Origin of the sequence: Stenotrophomonas sp. 2YAF26 (assembly GCF_052114625.1) — a bacterium.
GTDB classification, from domain to species: domain Bacteria; phylum Pseudomonadota; class Gammaproteobacteria; order Xanthomonadales; family Xanthomonadaceae; genus Stenotrophomonas; species Stenotrophomonas indicatrix.
Genome location: NZ_JBFRFC010000001.1, coordinates 120,811 through 136,646 on the forward strand (window position 1 = coordinate 120,811; position 15,836 = coordinate 136,646).

17 protein-coding genes are annotated in these 15,836 nt (G+C 67.6%); all 17 read right to left on the reverse strand.

Annotated elements, in window-relative coordinates:
* Positions 1 to 2 precede the first annotated feature (2 nt).
* The 17 genes from AB4Y98_RS00500 to fliD all read right to left on the reverse strand — a co-directional run bounded on the left by AB4Y98_RS00500 (position 3) and on the right by fliD (position 15,703).
* Entirely contained in the window at positions 3 to 518 is a 516-nt protein-coding gene (locus tag AB4Y98_RS00500; RefSeq protein ID WP_025878990.1) for a flagellar basal body-associated FliL family protein, read from the reverse strand.
* A gap of 221 nt (positions 519 to 739) precedes the next feature.
* Positions 740 to 1,903, reverse strand: a complete 1,164-nt coding sequence (locus tag AB4Y98_RS00505; RefSeq protein ID WP_442243504.1) for a flagellar hook-length control protein FliK — start codon at positions 1,901 to 1,903, stop codon at positions 740 to 742.
* A complete protein-coding gene (gene fliJ, locus AB4Y98_RS00510; RefSeq protein ID WP_025878992.1) occupies positions 1,903 to 2,370 on the reverse strand; it encodes a flagellar export protein FliJ in 468 nt (155 codons plus the stop codon). Before fliJ ends, AB4Y98_RS00505 begins: the two co-directional genes overlap by 1 nt.
* Complete coding sequence (locus AB4Y98_RS00515) at positions 2,367 to 3,767, reverse strand: FliI/YscN family ATPase (RefSeq protein WP_363733172.1); 1,401 nt, start codon at positions 3,765 to 3,767, stop codon at positions 2,367 to 2,369. Before AB4Y98_RS00515 ends, fliJ begins: the two co-directional genes overlap by 4 nt.
* Entirely contained in the window at positions 3,764 to 4,405 is a 642-nt protein-coding gene (locus AB4Y98_RS00520) for a FliH/SctL family protein (RefSeq protein ID WP_425541327.1), read from the reverse strand. Before AB4Y98_RS00520 ends, AB4Y98_RS00515 begins: the two co-directional genes overlap by 4 nt.
* Entirely contained in the window at positions 4,402 to 5,388 is a 987-nt protein-coding gene (fliG, locus tag AB4Y98_RS00525) for a flagellar motor switch protein FliG (RefSeq protein WP_025878995.1), read from the reverse strand. Before fliG ends, AB4Y98_RS00520 begins: the two co-directional genes overlap by 4 nt.
* 10 nt (positions 5,389 to 5,398) lie before the next feature.
* The gene (gene fliF, locus AB4Y98_RS00530) at positions 5,399 to 7,045 is read right to left on the reverse strand and encodes a flagellar basal-body MS-ring/collar protein FliF (protein ID WP_099818398.1); all 1,647 of its coding nucleotides are present in this window, start codon (positions 7,043 to 7,045) and stop codon (positions 5,399 to 5,401) included.
* Positions 7,046 to 7,057: 12 nt separating this feature from the next.
* Positions 7,058 to 7,423: a flagellar hook-basal body complex protein FliE gene (fliE, locus tag AB4Y98_RS00535; protein WP_025878997.1), complete on the reverse strand. Its 366-nt coding sequence runs from the start codon at positions 7,421 to 7,423 to the stop codon at positions 7,058 to 7,060.
* A gap of 456 nt (positions 7,424 to 7,879) precedes the next feature.
* Positions 7,880 to 8,296 (reverse strand): hypothetical protein, encoded by a 417-nt coding sequence (locus AB4Y98_RS00540; protein WP_442243505.1) that lies wholly within the window; start codon positions 8,294 to 8,296, stop codon positions 7,880 to 7,882.
* A gap of 249 nt (positions 8,297 to 8,545) precedes the next feature.
* Complete coding sequence (locus tag AB4Y98_RS00545; RefSeq protein ID WP_363733176.1) at positions 8,546 to 10,051, reverse strand: sigma-54 dependent transcriptional regulator; 1,506 nt, start codon at positions 10,049 to 10,051, stop codon at positions 8,546 to 8,548.
* The gene (locus AB4Y98_RS00550) at positions 10,048 to 10,425 is read right to left on the reverse strand and encodes a response regulator (RefSeq protein WP_025879000.1); all 378 of its coding nucleotides are present in this window, start codon (positions 10,423 to 10,425) and stop codon (positions 10,048 to 10,050) included. The genes AB4Y98_RS00545 and AB4Y98_RS00550 overlap by 4 nt, the downstream gene beginning before the upstream one ends.
* 14 nt (positions 10,426 to 10,439) lie before the next feature.
* Positions 10,440 to 11,849 (reverse strand): RNA polymerase factor sigma-54, encoded by a 1,410-nt coding sequence (gene rpoN / locus AB4Y98_RS00555; protein WP_025879001.1) that lies wholly within the window; start codon positions 11,847 to 11,849, stop codon positions 10,440 to 10,442.
* Between the two features lie 300 nt (positions 11,850 to 12,149).
* Positions 12,150 to 12,782, reverse strand: a complete 633-nt coding sequence (locus AB4Y98_RS00560; protein WP_025879002.1) for a response regulator — start codon at positions 12,780 to 12,782, stop codon at positions 12,150 to 12,152.
* A gap of 91 nt (positions 12,783 to 12,873) precedes the next feature.
* The gene (locus tag AB4Y98_RS00565) at positions 12,874 to 13,452 is read right to left on the reverse strand and encodes a PilZ domain-containing protein (protein WP_108267540.1); all 579 of its coding nucleotides are present in this window, start codon (positions 13,450 to 13,452) and stop codon (positions 12,874 to 12,876) included.
* Positions 13,449 to 13,742: a hypothetical protein gene (locus AB4Y98_RS00570; protein WP_025879004.1), complete on the reverse strand. Its 294-nt coding sequence runs from the start codon at positions 13,740 to 13,742 to the stop codon at positions 13,449 to 13,451. Before AB4Y98_RS00570 ends, AB4Y98_RS00565 begins: the two co-directional genes overlap by 4 nt.
* Entirely contained in the window at positions 13,739 to 14,155 is a 417-nt protein-coding gene (gene fliS / locus AB4Y98_RS00575; protein WP_089241027.1) for a flagellar export chaperone FliS, read from the reverse strand. Before fliS ends, AB4Y98_RS00570 begins: the two co-directional genes overlap by 4 nt.
* A 129-nt stretch (positions 14,156 to 14,284) precedes the next feature.
* On the reverse strand, positions 14,285 to 15,703 hold the full coding sequence (gene fliD, locus AB4Y98_RS00580; protein ID WP_140227010.1) for a flagellar filament capping protein FliD: 1,419 nt from the start codon (positions 15,701 to 15,703) through the stop codon (positions 14,285 to 14,287).
* Positions 15,704 to 15,836: the final 133 nt, after the last annotated feature.

Here is a 15,836-nt window from a genome sequence, read left to right on the forward strand (position 1 = left end):
CCTTACTGGGTCACGAAGCTGGTGAAGAGCAGGTCGTCGGCACCGTTGCTGCCGGTCTCGGCCTTCAGCACCTTCTGCACTTCGGCCAGCGAATCGGCCTGCAGCTTCTGCTTGCCGGCGATGTCGGCGATCTGCTGCGGGCTGACCTGCGAGAACAGCATCAGCAGGCGCGCGCGGATGGCCGGGGCATGGGTCTTGATCGCTTCCAGCGCGGCCGGATCGCGGGTCATCAGCTGCACTTCCACCTGCAGGTAGCGCGGGCCGTCGATCGAGCCGTTGAGGTTGACCACGAATGCCGGTTCCAGCGCGAAGTACTGGGCCGGGGCCGGAGTGGTGGTCTTCTTCGGCGCCTGCGCGGTCTTGTCTTCGTGCTTGGACTGGGTGAAGAACCAGACGCCGCCACCGGCGGCACCGGCGGCCAGTACGGCGACCAGGGCGGTGATCAGGATCGGACTGCGCGGCTTGGCGGTCTTGTCCTTGTCGGCGGTCTTCTTGGTTTTGTCAGCGGCTGCGGCCACGGGGTGAAGCTCCTGAGGGTTGCTTCACCGGGATATGCAAGGGGCGTGCCGGAGTGGCCGGAGAGGGCGGTGACGGAATTCCGTCGGGTGTTCATATCGGCAGCGCCGGGCCATGCCCGGCGGAATGTCGGGAATCCGCCGGGCATGGCCGGCGCTACCCGTGTTCTGGTAGGTGCCGACCGTCCCGCTCTGGTGGGTGCCAACCTTGGTTGGCACGCCTGTCAGGCGTACGCGTCCAACAACCCGCGCTGGCGGATCAGCTGCGACGCCGACACCGTGGTGTCGCCCAGTGACGGTTCTCCGTCACCACCGCGACCGCCGCCGCCCGTCGGGCTGCCCGGAGTGCCGTCGCCACTGTGCTGCTGGCCGACATCGGCATGGGCCAGCTGGAAGCCCTGCTCGCCGAGCAGTTCACGCAGGCGCGGCAGGCTGCTTTCCAGCGCCTGGCGTACATCCACATGCGGGCTGCTGAAGCTGGCATGGACCTTGTCACCGTTCATCTGCAGGCGCACGTCCACCGGCCCCAGGTCTTCAGGGTTGAGGCGGATATGGGCATGGCCGATCTTCTGGTCGGCCAGCCAGCCGATGCGCGCGCCGATGGCCTGGTCGAAACCATCATCCCCCAGCACCGGCTTCGGCGTGGGTTCGCCATTGAAGATGGCATTGCTGGCCAGTGCGGCCTTCAGGTCCTGCAGGGCGGCGGGCAGGGGGGGCTGCAGCGGTGCCGGAGGTGCGCGGTCGCCGATCTGCAGGCTGTCACCGTCGTCGGCACGATCCAATGCCTTGCCCCCCATCACCAGCTCCGGCAACGGCAGGCCACTGGCCTCATCATCGCCGGCAGCGGATGCCGGAGCGCTGGCGGCCGGCGCTGCCGCGCCCTGGCTCGCGTTGGTCGCCACTGCGGCGGCCGCGGGTGCCAGTGCAGCGGAGGGCAGCGCGCCACCTTCGGCATCGCTGGCCGCTGGCGGCGGCAGCACAGGCGCCGGATCGACGCCGGTGGGCACGGCCAGCATCAGGCCGGCCAATCCGAGTGGCGGCCAGGGCGCGTCGTCCGCGTTGGCCGGTGTGTCCTTGTCGTCGCTGGCTGCCGATGTTGCCGGTACAGCAGGTGTCGCTGTGCTGGCATCCGTGGCGGCTGCGTCGCCGTCGGTCGGCCGCGGCGTCGCCTTGCCCGGGTTGCCGTCGGGGGTTGTTGCAGCGTTCGCCGGTGTTGCCGGATTGCTGGCGTTTGTCGCGGTACCGGGAGTGGCGGTCGACGCGCCGCCGCCCTGCAGCATCTGGCCGAAATCCTTGCCGGAATCGCTGCGCGAGGCGCGTGCGCTGCCGGCATTGCCACTGCCGCCGGGCGTCGGTGCGCTGGCGTTGCTGCTCAACGGGGAGGGCATCACGACCGGCCTCCCTGCTCGCCATCGTCCTGGTCTTCGGTCTGCGCCAGGCGCGCGCGGCGTGCGCCGATGTCATCCATCTCGCGCTGGTCGCGGCGGTCGGTCACCACTTTTTCCTGCGCGCGGTAGCTGGCGGCCAGCTGCTCCAGCACGGCCTTGTCACGGCTGGCCAGGATCAGGCGCGCGCGTTCGGCCTCCACTTTTTCGAGGTTGCCGTTGACGGTCTGCTGCTGCTGTTCCACCGCGCTGTCCAGCCGGTCCAGGAATGCGCGCCGGTTCAACAGCTGCGCCGGGCTGGTCGCGGCCATCTGCGCGTTGGCGTACTCCTCGGCGTAGCGGCGCAGTTCGTCCAGGCGCGACAGATGGGTGTCGAGCACGTTCTGGCGTTCGGCCAGGTCGCGGGCGACCGCGTCCTCGTGTTCCTGGGCCCGCTTCAGCAGGGGGTCGATGCGCTTGGACTGGATCATGTCAGCCTCTCGTTCTCTTGTTCCACCAGGCGCTGCAACGCCGCCTGGCTGTGCGGTAGATCTGCGGCCTTGGCCACATCCTGGCCGAGGAATTCCATGATTTCCGGCCAGCGCTCAAGGGCTTCATCGGTCGCCGCGTCGTTGCCGCGCTGATAGGCGCCGATGGCGATCAGGTCGCGGTTGGCCGAGTAGGCCGAGACCAGCCGTTTCAACTTGCGGATGCGCAGGCGCCACGGTTCGTCGGCGATTTCCGTGACCACGCGGCTGACCGACGATTCCACGTCGATGGCGGGGTACAGGCCGCTGTCGGCCACCCGGCGCGAGAGCAGGATGTGGCCGTCAAGAATCGCGCGCGCGGCATCGGCGATCGGATCCTGCGGATCGTCGCCCTCGGTCAGCACGGTGTAGAAGGCGGTGATCGAACCGCGCCCCTTGGCGCCGTTGCCTGCACGTTCCACCAGTGCCGGCAGCTTGGCGAACACCGATGGCGGATAGCCGCGGGTGGTGGGCGGCTCGCCCACCGACAGGCCGATCTCGCGCTGGGCCTGCGCGAAGCGGGTCAGCGAATCCATCAGCAGCAAGACGTTCAGGCCCTGGTCGCGGAACCATTCGGCGATGGCGGTGGCGCGGTAGGCGCCATGCAGGCGGGCCAGCGGCGGCCGGTCGGCCGGGCTGGCCACCACCACCGCGCGGCGCAGGCCTTCCTCGCCCAGGGTGCTTTCAACGAAATCGCGTACTTCGCGGCCACGCTCGCCGATCAGGCCGACCACGATCACGTCGGCGGCGGTGTAGCGGGTCATCATGCCCAGCAACGTCGACTTGCCGACGCCGGAGCCGGCGAACAGGCCCACACGCTGGCCGCGGCCGATCGGCAGCAGCGCATTGATCGCGCGCACGCCTACGTCCAGTGGCTGGGTGATCGGTTCGCGTGCCAGCGGATTGATCGAAACGCCGGCCATGCCGACGTGGCCTTCAGCGCGGATCGGGCCCTTGCCATCCAGCGGTACGCCATCGCTGTCGATGACACGGCCGAGCAGGCCTTCGCCCACTTCCACGCCGCCACGACGGGCGGATGGCACCACCCGCGCATTCGGCAGCAGCCCGTGCAGTTCGGCGCTGGGCATCAGGTAGGTGCGTTCGCCGGCGAAGCCGACCACTTCGGCATCGACCCAGCCGCCGTCAACCACTTCCACCTTGCAGCTGGCGCCGAGCGGCGCTTCGCAGCCGACCGCCTCCAGGGTCAGGCCGACTGCTCGGCGCAGCACGCCTTCGCGGATCAGCCCGCGACCGTGCGCGGTGTCGACCTTCAGGCCGTCCAGGCGGTTGGCCAGGCGCAGATTGCGGGCAACGGCCCAGTCGGCCGGCGGCGACGGCGGCGAAGCGGTCTCGGTGTTCATGCGATGGCTCCGGTCTGGCGGATCACGGCGTCCAGCGCGCCGCGCAGGCGGGCTTCCAGGGTGCCGTCGATGCGTACGGCCTCGGCATGCACGCGCAGGTCGCCACGGCTCAGGCTGGTGTCAGGCACCAGGCGCTGCTGCGGCGACAGGTTCAGCAATGGGGCGAGGGCAGTGATGTCATCGGGGTGCAGACGCACTTCCACCTCGCGGTTGCTGCCGCCGACGGCGTCAATCGCCTCGCCTACCAGTTCTCCCAGCAGCGCCGGATCGGCCTCGTAGGCACGGCCTACCAGCGCACCGGCGATGCGTACCGCCAGTTCGCCGAGGGCGCCGACCACCTCATTTTCCAGACGCGCCAGCGGCCGGCCGAAGTTGTCGAGGATGCCTTCGATCTGCGCGACCAAGCGGCGCACCTCGGCCTGGCCCTGGCTGAAGCCATCGGCGTGGCCATGATCGAAACCTTCCTTCTCGGCGCTGTCCTGGATCGCCTGGATCTCCTCCAGGGTCGGCAGCTGCAGCGGCGGCTCCGGCTCATGCTCCGGGTCCGGCTCGGTGAGTTCGAAGGCCTCGTCGTGGTCCAGCACCGGTTCGGGCTGGGCCAGCAGGTCCGGGGCAAGCCAGCGCACGACGTTGCTCACAGCATCGCCTCCGCGCTGCCGCCGATGGTGACAGTGCCCTCATCGGCCATGCGCTTGACGATGGCCAGGATCTCGCGCTGCGCCACTTCCACGTCGGACAGGCGGACCGGGCCGCGCGCTTCCATGTCTTCCAGCAGGATCTCGGCTGCACGCTGGGACATGTTGCGGGTGATCTTGTCGCGCACCTTGATGTCGGCGCCGCGCAGGGCCAGGCCCAGTCGCTCGCCGCTCACTTCGCGCAGCACCAGCTGCATCTCGCGGTCGTCCAGGTCCACCAGGTCGTCGAACACGAACATCAGGTCCTGGATGCGGCCACTCAGCGGTGCGTCGATGCGCGCGATCTCGCCCAGGATCGCCTGGTCCTGGCCGCTGTCCATGAAGTTGAGGATGTTGGCCGCGCACTGCACGCCGCCGATGTTGGACGACTTCAGGTTCTGGTTGCCGGCGAACTGGCGTTCCATGATCTCGTTGAGTTCGTTCAGCGCATTGGGCGGAATGCCGTCGAGGGTGGCGATGCGCAGCAGCACGTCCACGCGGGTGCGCTCGGGCAGCAGCTTCAGCGCGTCGGCAGCCTGGTCGGTTTCCAGGTGCGCCATCACGATGGCGATGATCTGCGGGTGCTCGTTGCGCACCAGGTCGGCCACCGCACGAGGGTCCATCCACTTCAGTGCGTCCAGGCCGGTGGTGTTGCGGCCCAGCAGGATGCGGTCGATCAGGTTGCCGGCCTTCTCGCTGCCCAGCGCCTGCACCAGCATGTTGCGGATGTAGTCGTCCGAGCCCACGCCCAGCGAGGTCTTCGAGCCCAGTTCCTGGCTGAACTGGTCCATCACCCGTTCCACCTGTTCGCGGGTGATGTCGGACATGGTGGCCATGGCGATGCCGATCTTCTGCACCTCCTTCGGCTCCATGTGGCGCAGCACTTCGGCCGCGTCCAGTTCACCCAGCGACAGCAACAGGACGGCGGCGCGCTGCACGCCGGTCAGGGGCGCGACCTCAGTCATTGGCCACCCAGCCCTTGACCACCTGGGCCACGCGCTTGGAGTCGGTCTTCACGGCTTCACGGGCCATCCGCAATCGTTCCTCATAAGAATCCACCGGCAGGGCCAGCGCTTCCGGCCCGCCCAGGCTTGCCCGGTCGGCGCCGAGCGCCGGCAGCGGGGTGCCATCGTCATCGACCAGCTGCACGTCCGCGGTGTGCGGTTCCAGCGCCAGTTCTTCGTTCTTGCGGTTCTGCCCGGTGATGCCGCGCAGTGCCGGGCGCAGCACGCCGAACAGCAGCGCCATCACCACCAGCGCACCCAGCAGCATGCGGCCGGCATCGTGCACCCACGGCAGTTCCCACCAGGCCGGGCCTTCCACCGGCGTGGTATCACGCACGAACGGGGCATTCATCACCGACACGGTGTCGCCGCGCTCGGCGCTGAAACCGACGGCTTGCTTGACCAGTGCCTCGACCCGGGTCAGTTCTGCTGCCGACAGCGGCTGCGGTGCAACCTTGCCGTTGGCGCCGGCCCGCGGCACGTTGTCCACCAGCACCGCCACCGACACGCGCTTGATGCGGCCGGCCGGCTGACGGGTGTGCTGCAGGGTACGGTCCAGCTCGTAGTTGCGGGTCGCGTTCTTGCTGCTTTCGGTCGGCGCCTGCGCGGTAGCCGGTGCAGCGGCCTGACCCGGCGGGCTGTTGCTGGTCGCACCCGGCACGCCCTGCGGGCCCGGCGTACTGCTGCTGTTCTCGCTCATCTGCTCGCTGCGCAGCTTCTGCGGCTCGCCGTTGTACAGCTCGCGCGCTTCTTCAGTCACCGAGAAGTCCATGTCGACGCTGACTTCCGGATTGACCCGGCCCGGGCCGGTCATCGGTTCCAGCAGTTCGCGGATGCGCTGGTTGAACGAGGTTTCCTGGCGGCGCACCTGTTCGAACTGGGCGGCGTTGACGGCCGCTTCGCTGTTCGGGTCGCTGACGCTGAGCATGCGACCGCTCTGGTCGACCACGGTCACCCGTTCCGGCGCCAGATCGGGAATGGCTGCAGCAACCATGTGCACGATTGCATCGACCTGGCTGCGTTCCAGCTGCTGGCCGCCACGCAGTTCAAGGGTGACCGAGGCACTGGCCACATCACGCTGGCGGGTGAACGCACTGGGCTTGGGGATGGCCAGGTGCACACGCGAATCGCGTACCGGGCGCAGCGTATTGATGGTGCGCGACAGCTCGGTTTCCAGCGCGTGCTGGTAGCGCGCGCTTTCCACGAACTGGCTGACGCCGAAACCGGGGTCGCGCTCCATCAGCTCGAAACCGAGCTTGCCGCTGTCGGTCAGGCCCGAGCCCGCCAGTTTCAGGCGGGCATCGTGCAGGTTCTTTTCCGGCACGGTGATGCCACCGGTGGCCGGGTCCAGCTGAAACGGAATCTGTGCGGCACGCAGCAGGTCGGTCGCTTCAGCAGTGGCCTTCTGGTCCAGGCCGGTGTACAGCGGCACCATGCCCGGCTTCTGCGACCAGAAGAACACGAACAGGCCTGCCGCCACGGCCACGGCGATCATCGCCATCAGTCCGAGCCGACGGGTGATCTGCAGGCTTTGCAGCCGGTCGAACCACTGGCCCGCCTTTTCGGCGTTCAGGGATTCCTTGGAGAGCGACAGGGCCATGCGTTTCTATCCTTACAGCGGCATGTTCATCACGTCCTGGTAAGCCTGGACGAGACGGTTACGGACTTCCACGGTGGCGCGGAAGGCGATCTGGGACTGCTGCGAGGCGACCATCACCTTGGCCAGGTCGGCGCCGGGTTCACCCAGTTCGAAGGCCTTGGCCAGCGCGCCGGATTTCTGTTGCGCATCGTTGACGCCGGCGATGGCGCCGCGCAGGGTTTCGGTGAAGCTGGCAGGCTGGACCTGCGGCGCATCCAGCACCGTGCCCGGCAGGGCATTGCTACGCGGCGCTTCGGCCAGCGGGTTGAGCGCGGGCTGTCCTACCTGGGTCTGGTAGGAGCGGATCTGGGAAAGGATCGAAGTGACGGAGTGGGACATCTGCAACGGTTCCAGAAACAGGGATGGGGGTGTCTGCTGGAGCTAGTGCAAGTGCCGTGCCGAAATGGCTGATCGGTTCAGTGAAGTGAGGGGGGTGTTGCTTTGCGGGGTTGCACCCCGCGCCCCGCGGTAGTGCCGGCCGCTGGCCGGCAACCTCAACAGCAACAGCCGAAGCAGAGTCGGGGTTCCTGTGGGATGGCGGGGTGGGTCCGGTGGCGGGGGACGCCGTAAACCCTTCCATGGGGGCTTGGCCGCGGCATCCATGCCGCGGACACCCCCGCAACCGGACCCACCCCGCCTTCGACAGCTTCCCGCTGCTGTTGGTGGGGCTGACCGTTGGTCGGCACGCTGCTCTTGGTAGGTGTCGACCTTGGTCGACACGCTTGATCCACGCCATGCATGAATGCTGCTCTCGAGGCGTGTGACGCGTCATTTCACCGGCGTCGGTTTTTTGGCCTATGGCTGCAGGGTCCAGCGGCCGGAATTCTGGCGCTGGCGTGGGGCGATGGGGCCGTCGTGCTGGGTGTAGATGAAGCGGCCCTGGTGGTTTGTCAGGCAGGTCAGCAGCAGGGTGTAGCGGGCGGGGCCGGCGGGGTGGGCTTCTGTCATCTGGATTTCCGCAATGTGCGGAGCCAGTTGCTGGTAACGGTAGCTGCCGCCGATGCGGAGGTCGGTGCCGAGGATGTGCAGCACGTACTGATTGCTGCCGAAGCTGACCTGCACCATGCGTCCGGCATTGGGGTTGTCCGGCTGATACAGCGGATCGCTGAGATTGGTGAACTGCTGTTGGTCCAGTGTCGTGGGCAGGGCGCAGTCGGCGGCTGTGGCCAGGGCCGGGCAGAGCAGGGCGGCAAGCAGAGTCAGGCGATGCATGGCGGAACCTCGTTGGGCTGTCCTTGTCATGCTCCGCGGTGCGGTTGCGTTGTCTGTAGGAAAACGTGCAAATGCAGCGAAATATTCTCGGTACCGTCGCCCGTCATCCACGCATGGCGTGGATCTACTGAGCAATCCGGCCGCTGCCATGGAACCGTCGGACCCGCCCGCGCATCAGGCGGACCCCCACAAACACCAACGCCCGGGCAAGCCCAGGCGTTCGTGCCCCCTTCATGCTGGCAACGCGTGTCAGCTGGCCAGTTCGGCCGCTTCGCGTTCGATGCCGTACTTGCGCAGCTTTTCCACCAGGGTGGTGCGGCGCAGGCCGAGCAGCTGGGCGGCGTGGGCGACCACGCCCTGGGTGCGTTCCAGTGCTTCGTTGATCAGGCCCAGTTCGATGTTGGCCATGTGGTTGCGCAGATCCATGCCTTCGTCGGGCAGCGCCGCCGGTGCCGCTGGGCGATTGACGGCGATGCCGTGTTCCAGCGCCGGCTGGTTGCCGCTGCCCGGGGTGTGGAACGAGAAGCTGCGCAGGTCCAGGCGTTCTTCGCTGGCGACCACCGGAGCGGCCGTGACCACAGCGGGTACGGCCAGCGCGGCGTCGCCGCGGTAGCGTGCCGGCAGGTCCTGCACGCGCACCGAGCCACCCGGGTGCAGCACGGCCAGGCGCTCGACCAGGTTGGTCAGTTCGCGCACGTTGCCCGGCCACTCGTAGCCAGCCAGCGCCTGCAGCGCTTCCGGGGTGAAGCGCACTTCGCCGCGGCCGGTGCGCGCCAGCTGGGTTGCGATGGTTTCCACCAGCGCCGGCAGGTCTTCGCGACGTTCGCGCAGGGCCGGCACATCGATCGGGAACACGTTGAGGCGATAGAACAGGTCCTCGCGGAACTTGCCATCGGCAATGCGGCTTTCCAGGTCGCGATGGGTTGCGGCGATCACCCGCACGTTGCAGCGGATGGTCTGGTTGCCGCCGACGCGCTCGAAGCTGCGCTCCTGCAGCACGCGCAGCAGCTTGACCTGCATCGGCAGGCTCATGTCGCCGATCTCATCGAGCAGCAGGGTGCCGCCCTCGGCCATTTCGAAACGGCCCTTGCGTGCGGTCAGCGCGCCGGTGAAGGCACCTTTCTCGTGGCCGAACAGCTCGCTTTCCAGCAGTTCGGCCGGAATCGCGCCGCAGTTGATCGCCACGAACGGACCGTCGCGGCGCGGCGAGCGCTGGTGGATGCTGCGCGAGACCACTTCCTTGCCCGTGCCCGATTCGCCCAGCACCAGCACGGTGGTGTCGAACGCGGCGACCTGTTCGATCATCGTGCGCAGTGCACAGACCGCCGGACCGTTGCCGGTCGGGCCTTGGTCCTGCACGGCACCCGCCTGGTGTTCGGCATCCAGGCGCTTGAGGCTGGCGCGGCGCAGAAGGGCTTCCATCTGCGCATGGCGCAGCGGCGCTTCCAGTGGCCAGATGTTGGCTTCGTGCAGGCCATGCCGCTGCGCGAACGCGGTCGCGTCACCGTCGGCCAGCAGCACCGGCGGAGGCAGGCTGCTGCCACCCAGCCAGGCGTACAGGGCGGTGCTGGCGGCACTGTCGTCCAGGCTGCCGACGATCACCGCCATCCAGTCGTTCTGGCGCTGGCGCGTCAGGTCGAAATCGGCCGCGTCGGAAACCCAGCGCGGGTTGAAGTCCATGAATTCCAGCAGGGCCACGGTGCGCTCGGCACGCACCGCGTCGTTGTCCAGTACCAGGATGCGCGATTCGCTCACGACCGTTCCTCCCTGAGGCCTTCCAGGATCGGCATGACTTCCTGGATGTAGGACAGCTTGCTGACGAAGTTGTCGGCGCCGGCGCGCAGTGCGTGCTCGCGATGCTCGACGTCATCGAAGTGGCTGGCGATCACGATGTACGGTGCATCATCCTGCGACTTGATCAGGCGGGTGGCCTGCAGGCCGCCCATTTCCGGCATCGCCAGATCCATCAGCACCACCTGCGGGCGCAGGCTTTCCGAGCGCTCGATCGCTTCCAGGCCGTTGCCGGCGCTGCCGACGATCTGCAGCCAGTCGATCTTGCGGAAGTGGCGCATGGCCGCGTTGATGAAGCCCTCATGGTCATCGACCAGCAGAACTGTGAGCTTGTTCATGTCCAACATCCTTTTCAGCCCACCCGGGCCAGCTGCGGTTGCCTGGCGTTGACCCGGCGCCGTTCGCGGGCCGGGGCGATATCCAGTTGTTCGCGGTATTTTGCGACGGTTCGACGGGCAATGTTCACCCCTTGGCGGGACAGCAGGCCAGCGATGGCCTCGTCCGCCAGCGGGCGTCCGGCCGGTTCGGCGTCGATCAGGCGGCGGACCATGGCCTTGACCGCCTGGCCGGACACGCTGGCCCCTTCCAGGCGCACGGCGAAGAAGTGCTTGAGTTCGAAGGTGCCGCGCGGGGTCTGCAGGTACTTGCCGGTGGTGATGCGCGAAACGGTGGATTCGTGCATGCCGATTTCTTCGGCTACTTCCTTCAGGGTCAGCGGTGCCATGGCTTCCTCGCCACGCACCAGGAAGGCTGCCTGGCGCTCGACGATCACCCGCGCGGTGCGCAGCAGGGTGTCGTAACGCATCGACAGGCCGCGGCTGAACCAGCGTGCCTCCTGCAGCATCTCGCGCAGGGCCGGGGCTGCCTCGCCGCTGTCGGCCAGGGCCTGCTCGTACTGGCTGTTGATCGACACCCGGCGGCTGGTGGCCGGGTTCAGCGCCACCTTCCATTGTTCGTCGGCGTGCCAGGCGACCACGTCCGGCACCACCACTGCATTGCGCTCGGGCAGCAGGCTGTCGCCCGGGCGCGGCTGCAGCGACAGGATCAGGCGGACGGCTTCGCGCACGTCCTCGATCTCGGCATCGTGCTGGCGGGCGAGGGCGGGGTAGTCGTGCGCGGCCAAGGCATCGAGCGCGCCCTGCAGGATGCGCGCAGCCAGATGCCGGGCCGGCACCACGCCGTGCAGGCTGCACAGCTGGGCCAGCAGCGATTCGCGCAGGTCCTGCGCGGCCATGCCGGCCGGCTCGCCCTGCAGCAGGTGCTGGCGGACAGCTTCAACGCCGTCGGCATCGATGTCGAACTGCGCACTGGCCAGCAGCTGCAGCTGCGCCAGCGGTGCCTGCAGGTAGCCGGCATCGTCGCAGTGTTCCAGCCAGAATGCGGCCACGGCCAGTTCGTGCTCGTCCAGGTCCAGCGCCAGGCGCTGCAGCACGCGCAGCTGCGGGTCGCTCGACTCGCCCGCGGCGATGCGCGCCATGCGGTCGTCGTCGCCGTCCTGCCAGTTGGCGCCGGACACCTCCCACATCGAGGATTCGGGCAGTTCGTCGAACGCGGCCGTATCCAGCGTGGTGGTGGCCGGATCGGTAGCTTCGGCGGCGGGCGCTTCGGCGTCTTCGATTTCCAGCAGCGGATTGGAGTCCAGCAGGCGCTGGATTTCCTGTTCCAGGTGCAGGCCGTCGAGCTGCAGCAGCCGGATCGACTGCAGCAACTGCGGGGTGAGGTGAAGTTGTTGGCCCAGCTGGGTCGAGAGTGAAGCCTTCATCGTGGTTCCCCGGCGCCGCTCCCCGACGCCTTGTGGAACACATCTTGCTTTTGATCCGGCAAGGGCGGAATCGGGGGGTTCCTGAGGGTGTTGGTGGTGCTCCCGACACCGTGTAGGGAAAACCCCTACGCAAGCGCGGGATTTTGACGATTACGCCCGCCAAGTCATTGATTCGTGGTCAGCGGCCATGGCGGCAGGTCGTGCGTGCTGTACGGAATCCCGTCGGGATGCGCGTGGGTGACGGTATTTCGGCGCCGGCCCTGCCAGTGGCGCCGCGGCGTCACCGCCGACGCGGGGACGTCATTCCAGTTCGTGCTGGTGGCGCGCGGCGAGCAGCAGCAGATCATTGGCGCGACGGCAACCCAGCGATTCCATCATGCGTGCGCGATGGGTCTCCACCGTCTTGACGCTGATGCCAAGATCGGCGGCGATTTCCTTGTTGCTCTCGCCCTTGCCGATGCGGCGAAGGATCTCGCGCTGGCGCGGCGACAGTGCGGCAATGCCGGTCGGCTTTTCGCGACCGAGCATCGGCGCCAGCATCTTGGCCGAGATCTGCGGGCTCAGGAATACCTGGCCGGCATGCGCGGCACGCAGCGCCAGTTCCAGCTCCTGCGGTGCGGCATCCTTGACCACGAAGCCGACGGCACCCCGATCCAGGGCGTCGCGCACGTGGGCGGCGTCGTCGTGCATGGTCATCATCACGATGCGCGTACCGGGTGCGCGCAGGCGGATGTCGCTCAGCGCTTCCAGGCCGGTGCGGCCGGGCAGCGACAGGTCCATCAACACCACGTCCGGTGCGTGCTGCAGGGCCATCTGCAGTGCCTGTTCGGCATTGCTGGCCTCGGCGACGAGCTGCACGTCGGCAAACCCCTGCAGCAGCCGCGCCAGGCCGGCGCGAACCAGGGTGTGATCGTCGACGATGAGAACTCGCACAGGCACGCTGGAGGTTGGGGAGGGGGGTCCACCTTAACTTAGCTGAACGGGCACGCCAAGGGCTGTCCGTCCGCCTGCATGGTGGCAGATTTCAGCGTGCGCGGCGGGCCTCGGCCACCTGCCGGCGGTGCAGCCGGAACAGATGCCGTTCCATCGCCATTTCCAGGCCATCGCCGAGGCGATGGAAGCGCAGCCACAGATAGTGACCACCACCGCCATCGGCCGCTTCGGCGATGACTTCCACTGGCAGGTCGATATGGTCGGGCAGCCAGTCGCTGGGTTGCAGGCGGACTACGCCGGCCTGGCCGGGCAGGCTGCCGCTGCGCGGGCCCAGCTGCAGGCGGATGCCGCGGCGCGACCAGCGCACAGGGCGCAGCGTCGGTTCCTGGCCCTGCTGGCGGATCAGGCGGCCGAGCAGGACCATGGTCAGGTCCACCTTGGCCTCCAGGCGCTGCAGTTGCAGGCTGGCTTCGCTGCGTTCTTCGTGTTCGTCGGCGCGGCTGTCTTCGACCAGTGCCAGGCTGCGCAGCAGGCCTTCGGCACTACTGGTCCGGCCCACTGCGCTGCCGGCCTGGAACTCGGCGGGCAAGGCCAGTTCGCAGCTGAGCGTTTCGTCGAACAGCTCGCTTTCGGCCGGATGATGCAGGGACGTGGTCGGCAGGACGGTCATGCCAGCGATTCTGCCTGCAGGTAGGCATGCGCGGCGCGAAGGGAGCGGCGGCCGTCCTGCATCTGCACGGAGACTGCGTCTCGACGCTGGCGCAGCAGGCCAAGCAGGCTCTGCTGGCGCTCCAGCAGGGCCGACAGCGGCGCGTGGTCGGCGCTGCCCAGCGGCTGGCTCAGCAGTGCGTGCAGGGTGCTGTCATGGCCATCAAGCAGGCTGTCGGCCTGTTCGAAGGCCTCTTCGTCGAGGGCCTTCTCGAATGCATCCAGCTGCGCGTTGAGTTCAAGCAGGCTCATGGCGCCACCGCCGCCGGACGGCGCTGCTCGTGCGGAATGGCATTCCAGGCACCGTCGATCTCGCCCAGCAGCTGCAGCGATTCGTCCAGCGCGGCGCGGTCGTTGTGCAGGTTGGCCTCGGTCAGGCGCTGCAGCAGGTAGTCGTACAGCGCCGACAGATTGCCGGCGATCTCACCACCGGCTTCATGGTCCAGCGAGCCGTTGAGGTGGGCGACGATGGCGCATGCTTCGCCGATCGCCTTGCCCTTGCCGGCCTGGTCGCCTTGCTCGAGGGTGGCCTGTGCACGGCGCACGCGCTCCAGTGCGCCGGACAGCAGCAGCGCCACCAGTTTGTGCGGATCGGCATCGGCGACCGCACTGGTCACACCCACCTGGCGGTATTGCTCGGCGTACTGACGGCTGGAACCGTACATTCGTGATTCTCCCTTGCGCGGGGTGCCGGGGTGCGGTCGAAGGGACCGTTGACGCCGGCACTGCGATGATTGCTGTTGCGTCCGTTATCGGTGCGTACGGCGCCAAACTTGAGCGCCGTGCGTGTTTCCTCAGCGGTTCAACTGGGCCAGCTGCTGCTGCAGGGCGGTGTTGCTCTGCTGCAGCTTGCCCATCAGGCTGTCCAATGCCACGAACTGCTTCTTGTAACGGGCCTCGACACCGACCATGCGCGCGTCCAGGTCCTTGCGGCGCTTGTCGATGTTGTCCAGCGTGGTGTTCAGCCCCTTGGTGCGGGCGACGAAGGCGCCTTCCTTGCCGACCGTGGTGCTGACGTAGCCGTCCACCAGTGAGTACAGCCGGCCGGCACCACCGGTATCGCCGGTGACCGCCTGGCGGATCTTCTCCGGCTGCGCGGCGAGGGCTGCGGCGAACTTGGTGCTGTCCAGCACCAGGGTGCCATCGGCGTTGGGATAGCCGCGGGTCTGCAGGCCCAGTGCCTTGGCGTCCAGCTGGTCGCCTGCCAGGTCCTTGAGCACGCCGGACATCGTCGAACGCAGCTGCGCGATCGCACCCCGCATCTGCGCATCGCCGGTCAGCGCGGCGGCTTCCTTGGTCTTCGGGTCGTACTTGGTTTCGGTGTTGATCGCCGCGACGGCCGCGTTGTAGGCGGTGACGAACTCCTGCATCACCTTGGTTGCGGCGGTGGTGTCGGTGCTGATGACGACCGTGCTCTTGCCCTGTTCCTTCAGGTTCAGGGTCAGGCCTGGCACGGCATCGGCCACGGTGTTGCTGGCACTCACCACTTCCACACCATCAATGGTCAGCAGCGCATCCTTGGCGGGACTGTTTTCCTTCAGGCTGCCGACCAGCGCGCCCAGCTTCGGATCACTGCCGGCGTATTCCAGCTTGATTGCGCTGGCTGCGCCGGTCTTTTCCTGGGCGATGGACAGGTACTGGTTGTCGCCGGAGCTGATCAGCGTCGCCTGCACGCCTTCCTTGCGGCCAGCGGCGTCGATCTTGTTGCGGACGGTGGTGAGGGTGTCGCCTTCCTCCACCTGGATGTTCATGGTCTTGGCCTTGTCACCCACCCCAACGGTGAGCGTCAAGGTTCCGGCACCGAAGGTGTCGGTCTTGGGCATGGAGGTGTCGGCGATCAGCTTGTGCGCCGATGCCAGGTTCTTCACCTCGACCAGATGCGTGCCGTTGGACGCGGCAGCCTTCGTGGTGCCTACGTCGTACAGCGCTACAGACGCTGTCAGTACGTCGTTGGCGTTGTTGGGTCCGGCCTTGCCGGTTGCGCTGACGGTGCGGGTGTCGAAGGCGGTGGTGGCCTTCAATGCGGTCAGGGCGGTCTTCAGCTTGTCGAAGGCCGAGGTGACCGTGCCGAGCGACGACAGCTGCATCTTGGTCTTGGACTGCTGCAGGTTCAGCGCATTGTCGGCCGGCTTGCGGTCCGCTGCGACCAGCTGGTTGACGATGCTGGAGATGTCCAGCCCTGAGCCAATGCCACCGTATCCAAAGTCTGCCACGTCGTTTCTCCTGGTATACGGGCCTGGCCGTCGTACGGCGGCCCGTCGTCAACGAAAATAGCGGCCTGTGCCGCTGGGTCTTGAGGACTTCGTTGATGCATGCGCCGTGCCACTGGCTGGTGGGGCGGTTCTG

Excerpts from the sequence above, each read along its gene's own strand:
- AB4Y98_RS00565 (WP_108267540.1), bottom strand. The coding sequence starts at position 13,452 with ATGACCGTCCTGCCGACCACGTCCCTGCATCATCCGGCCGAAAGCGAG.
- AB4Y98_RS00515 (WP_363733172.1), bottom strand. The coding sequence starts at position 3,767 with ATGAACACCGAGACCGCTTCGCCGCCGTCGCCGCCGGCCGACTGGGCC.
- fliJ (WP_025878992.1), bottom strand. The coding sequence starts at position 2,370 with ATGATCCAGTCCAAGCGCATCGACCCCCTGCTGAAGCGGGCCCAGGAA.
- fliE (WP_025878997.1), bottom strand. The coding sequence starts at position 7,423 with ATGTCCCACTCCGTCACTTCGATCCTTTCCCAGATCCGCTCCTACCAG.
- AB4Y98_RS00505 (WP_442243504.1), bottom strand. The coding sequence starts at position 1,903 with ATGCCCTCCCCGTTGAGCAGCAACGCCAGCGCACCGACGCCCGGCGGC.
- rpoN (WP_025879001.1), bottom strand. The coding sequence starts at position 11,849 with ATGAAGGCTTCACTCTCGACCCAGCTGGGCCAACAACTTCACCTCACC.
- AB4Y98_RS00540 (WP_442243505.1), bottom strand. The coding sequence starts at position 8,296 with ATGCATCGCCTGACTCTGCTTGCCGCCCTGCTCTGCCCGGCCCTGGCC.
- fliF (WP_099818398.1), bottom strand. The coding sequence starts at position 7,045 with ATGGCCCTGTCGCTCTCCAAGGAATCCCTGAACGCCGAAAAGGCGGGC.
- AB4Y98_RS00550 (WP_025879000.1), bottom strand. The coding sequence starts at position 10,425 with ATGAACAAGCTCACAGTTCTGCTGGTCGATGACCATGAGGGCTTCATC.
- AB4Y98_RS00570 (WP_025879004.1), bottom strand. The coding sequence starts at position 13,742 with ATGAGCCTGCTTGAACTCAACGCGCAGCTGGATGCATTCGAGAAGGCC.
- fliS (WP_089241027.1), bottom strand. The coding sequence starts at position 14,155 with ATGTACGGTTCCAGCCGTCAGTACGCCGAGCAATACCGCCAGGTGGGT.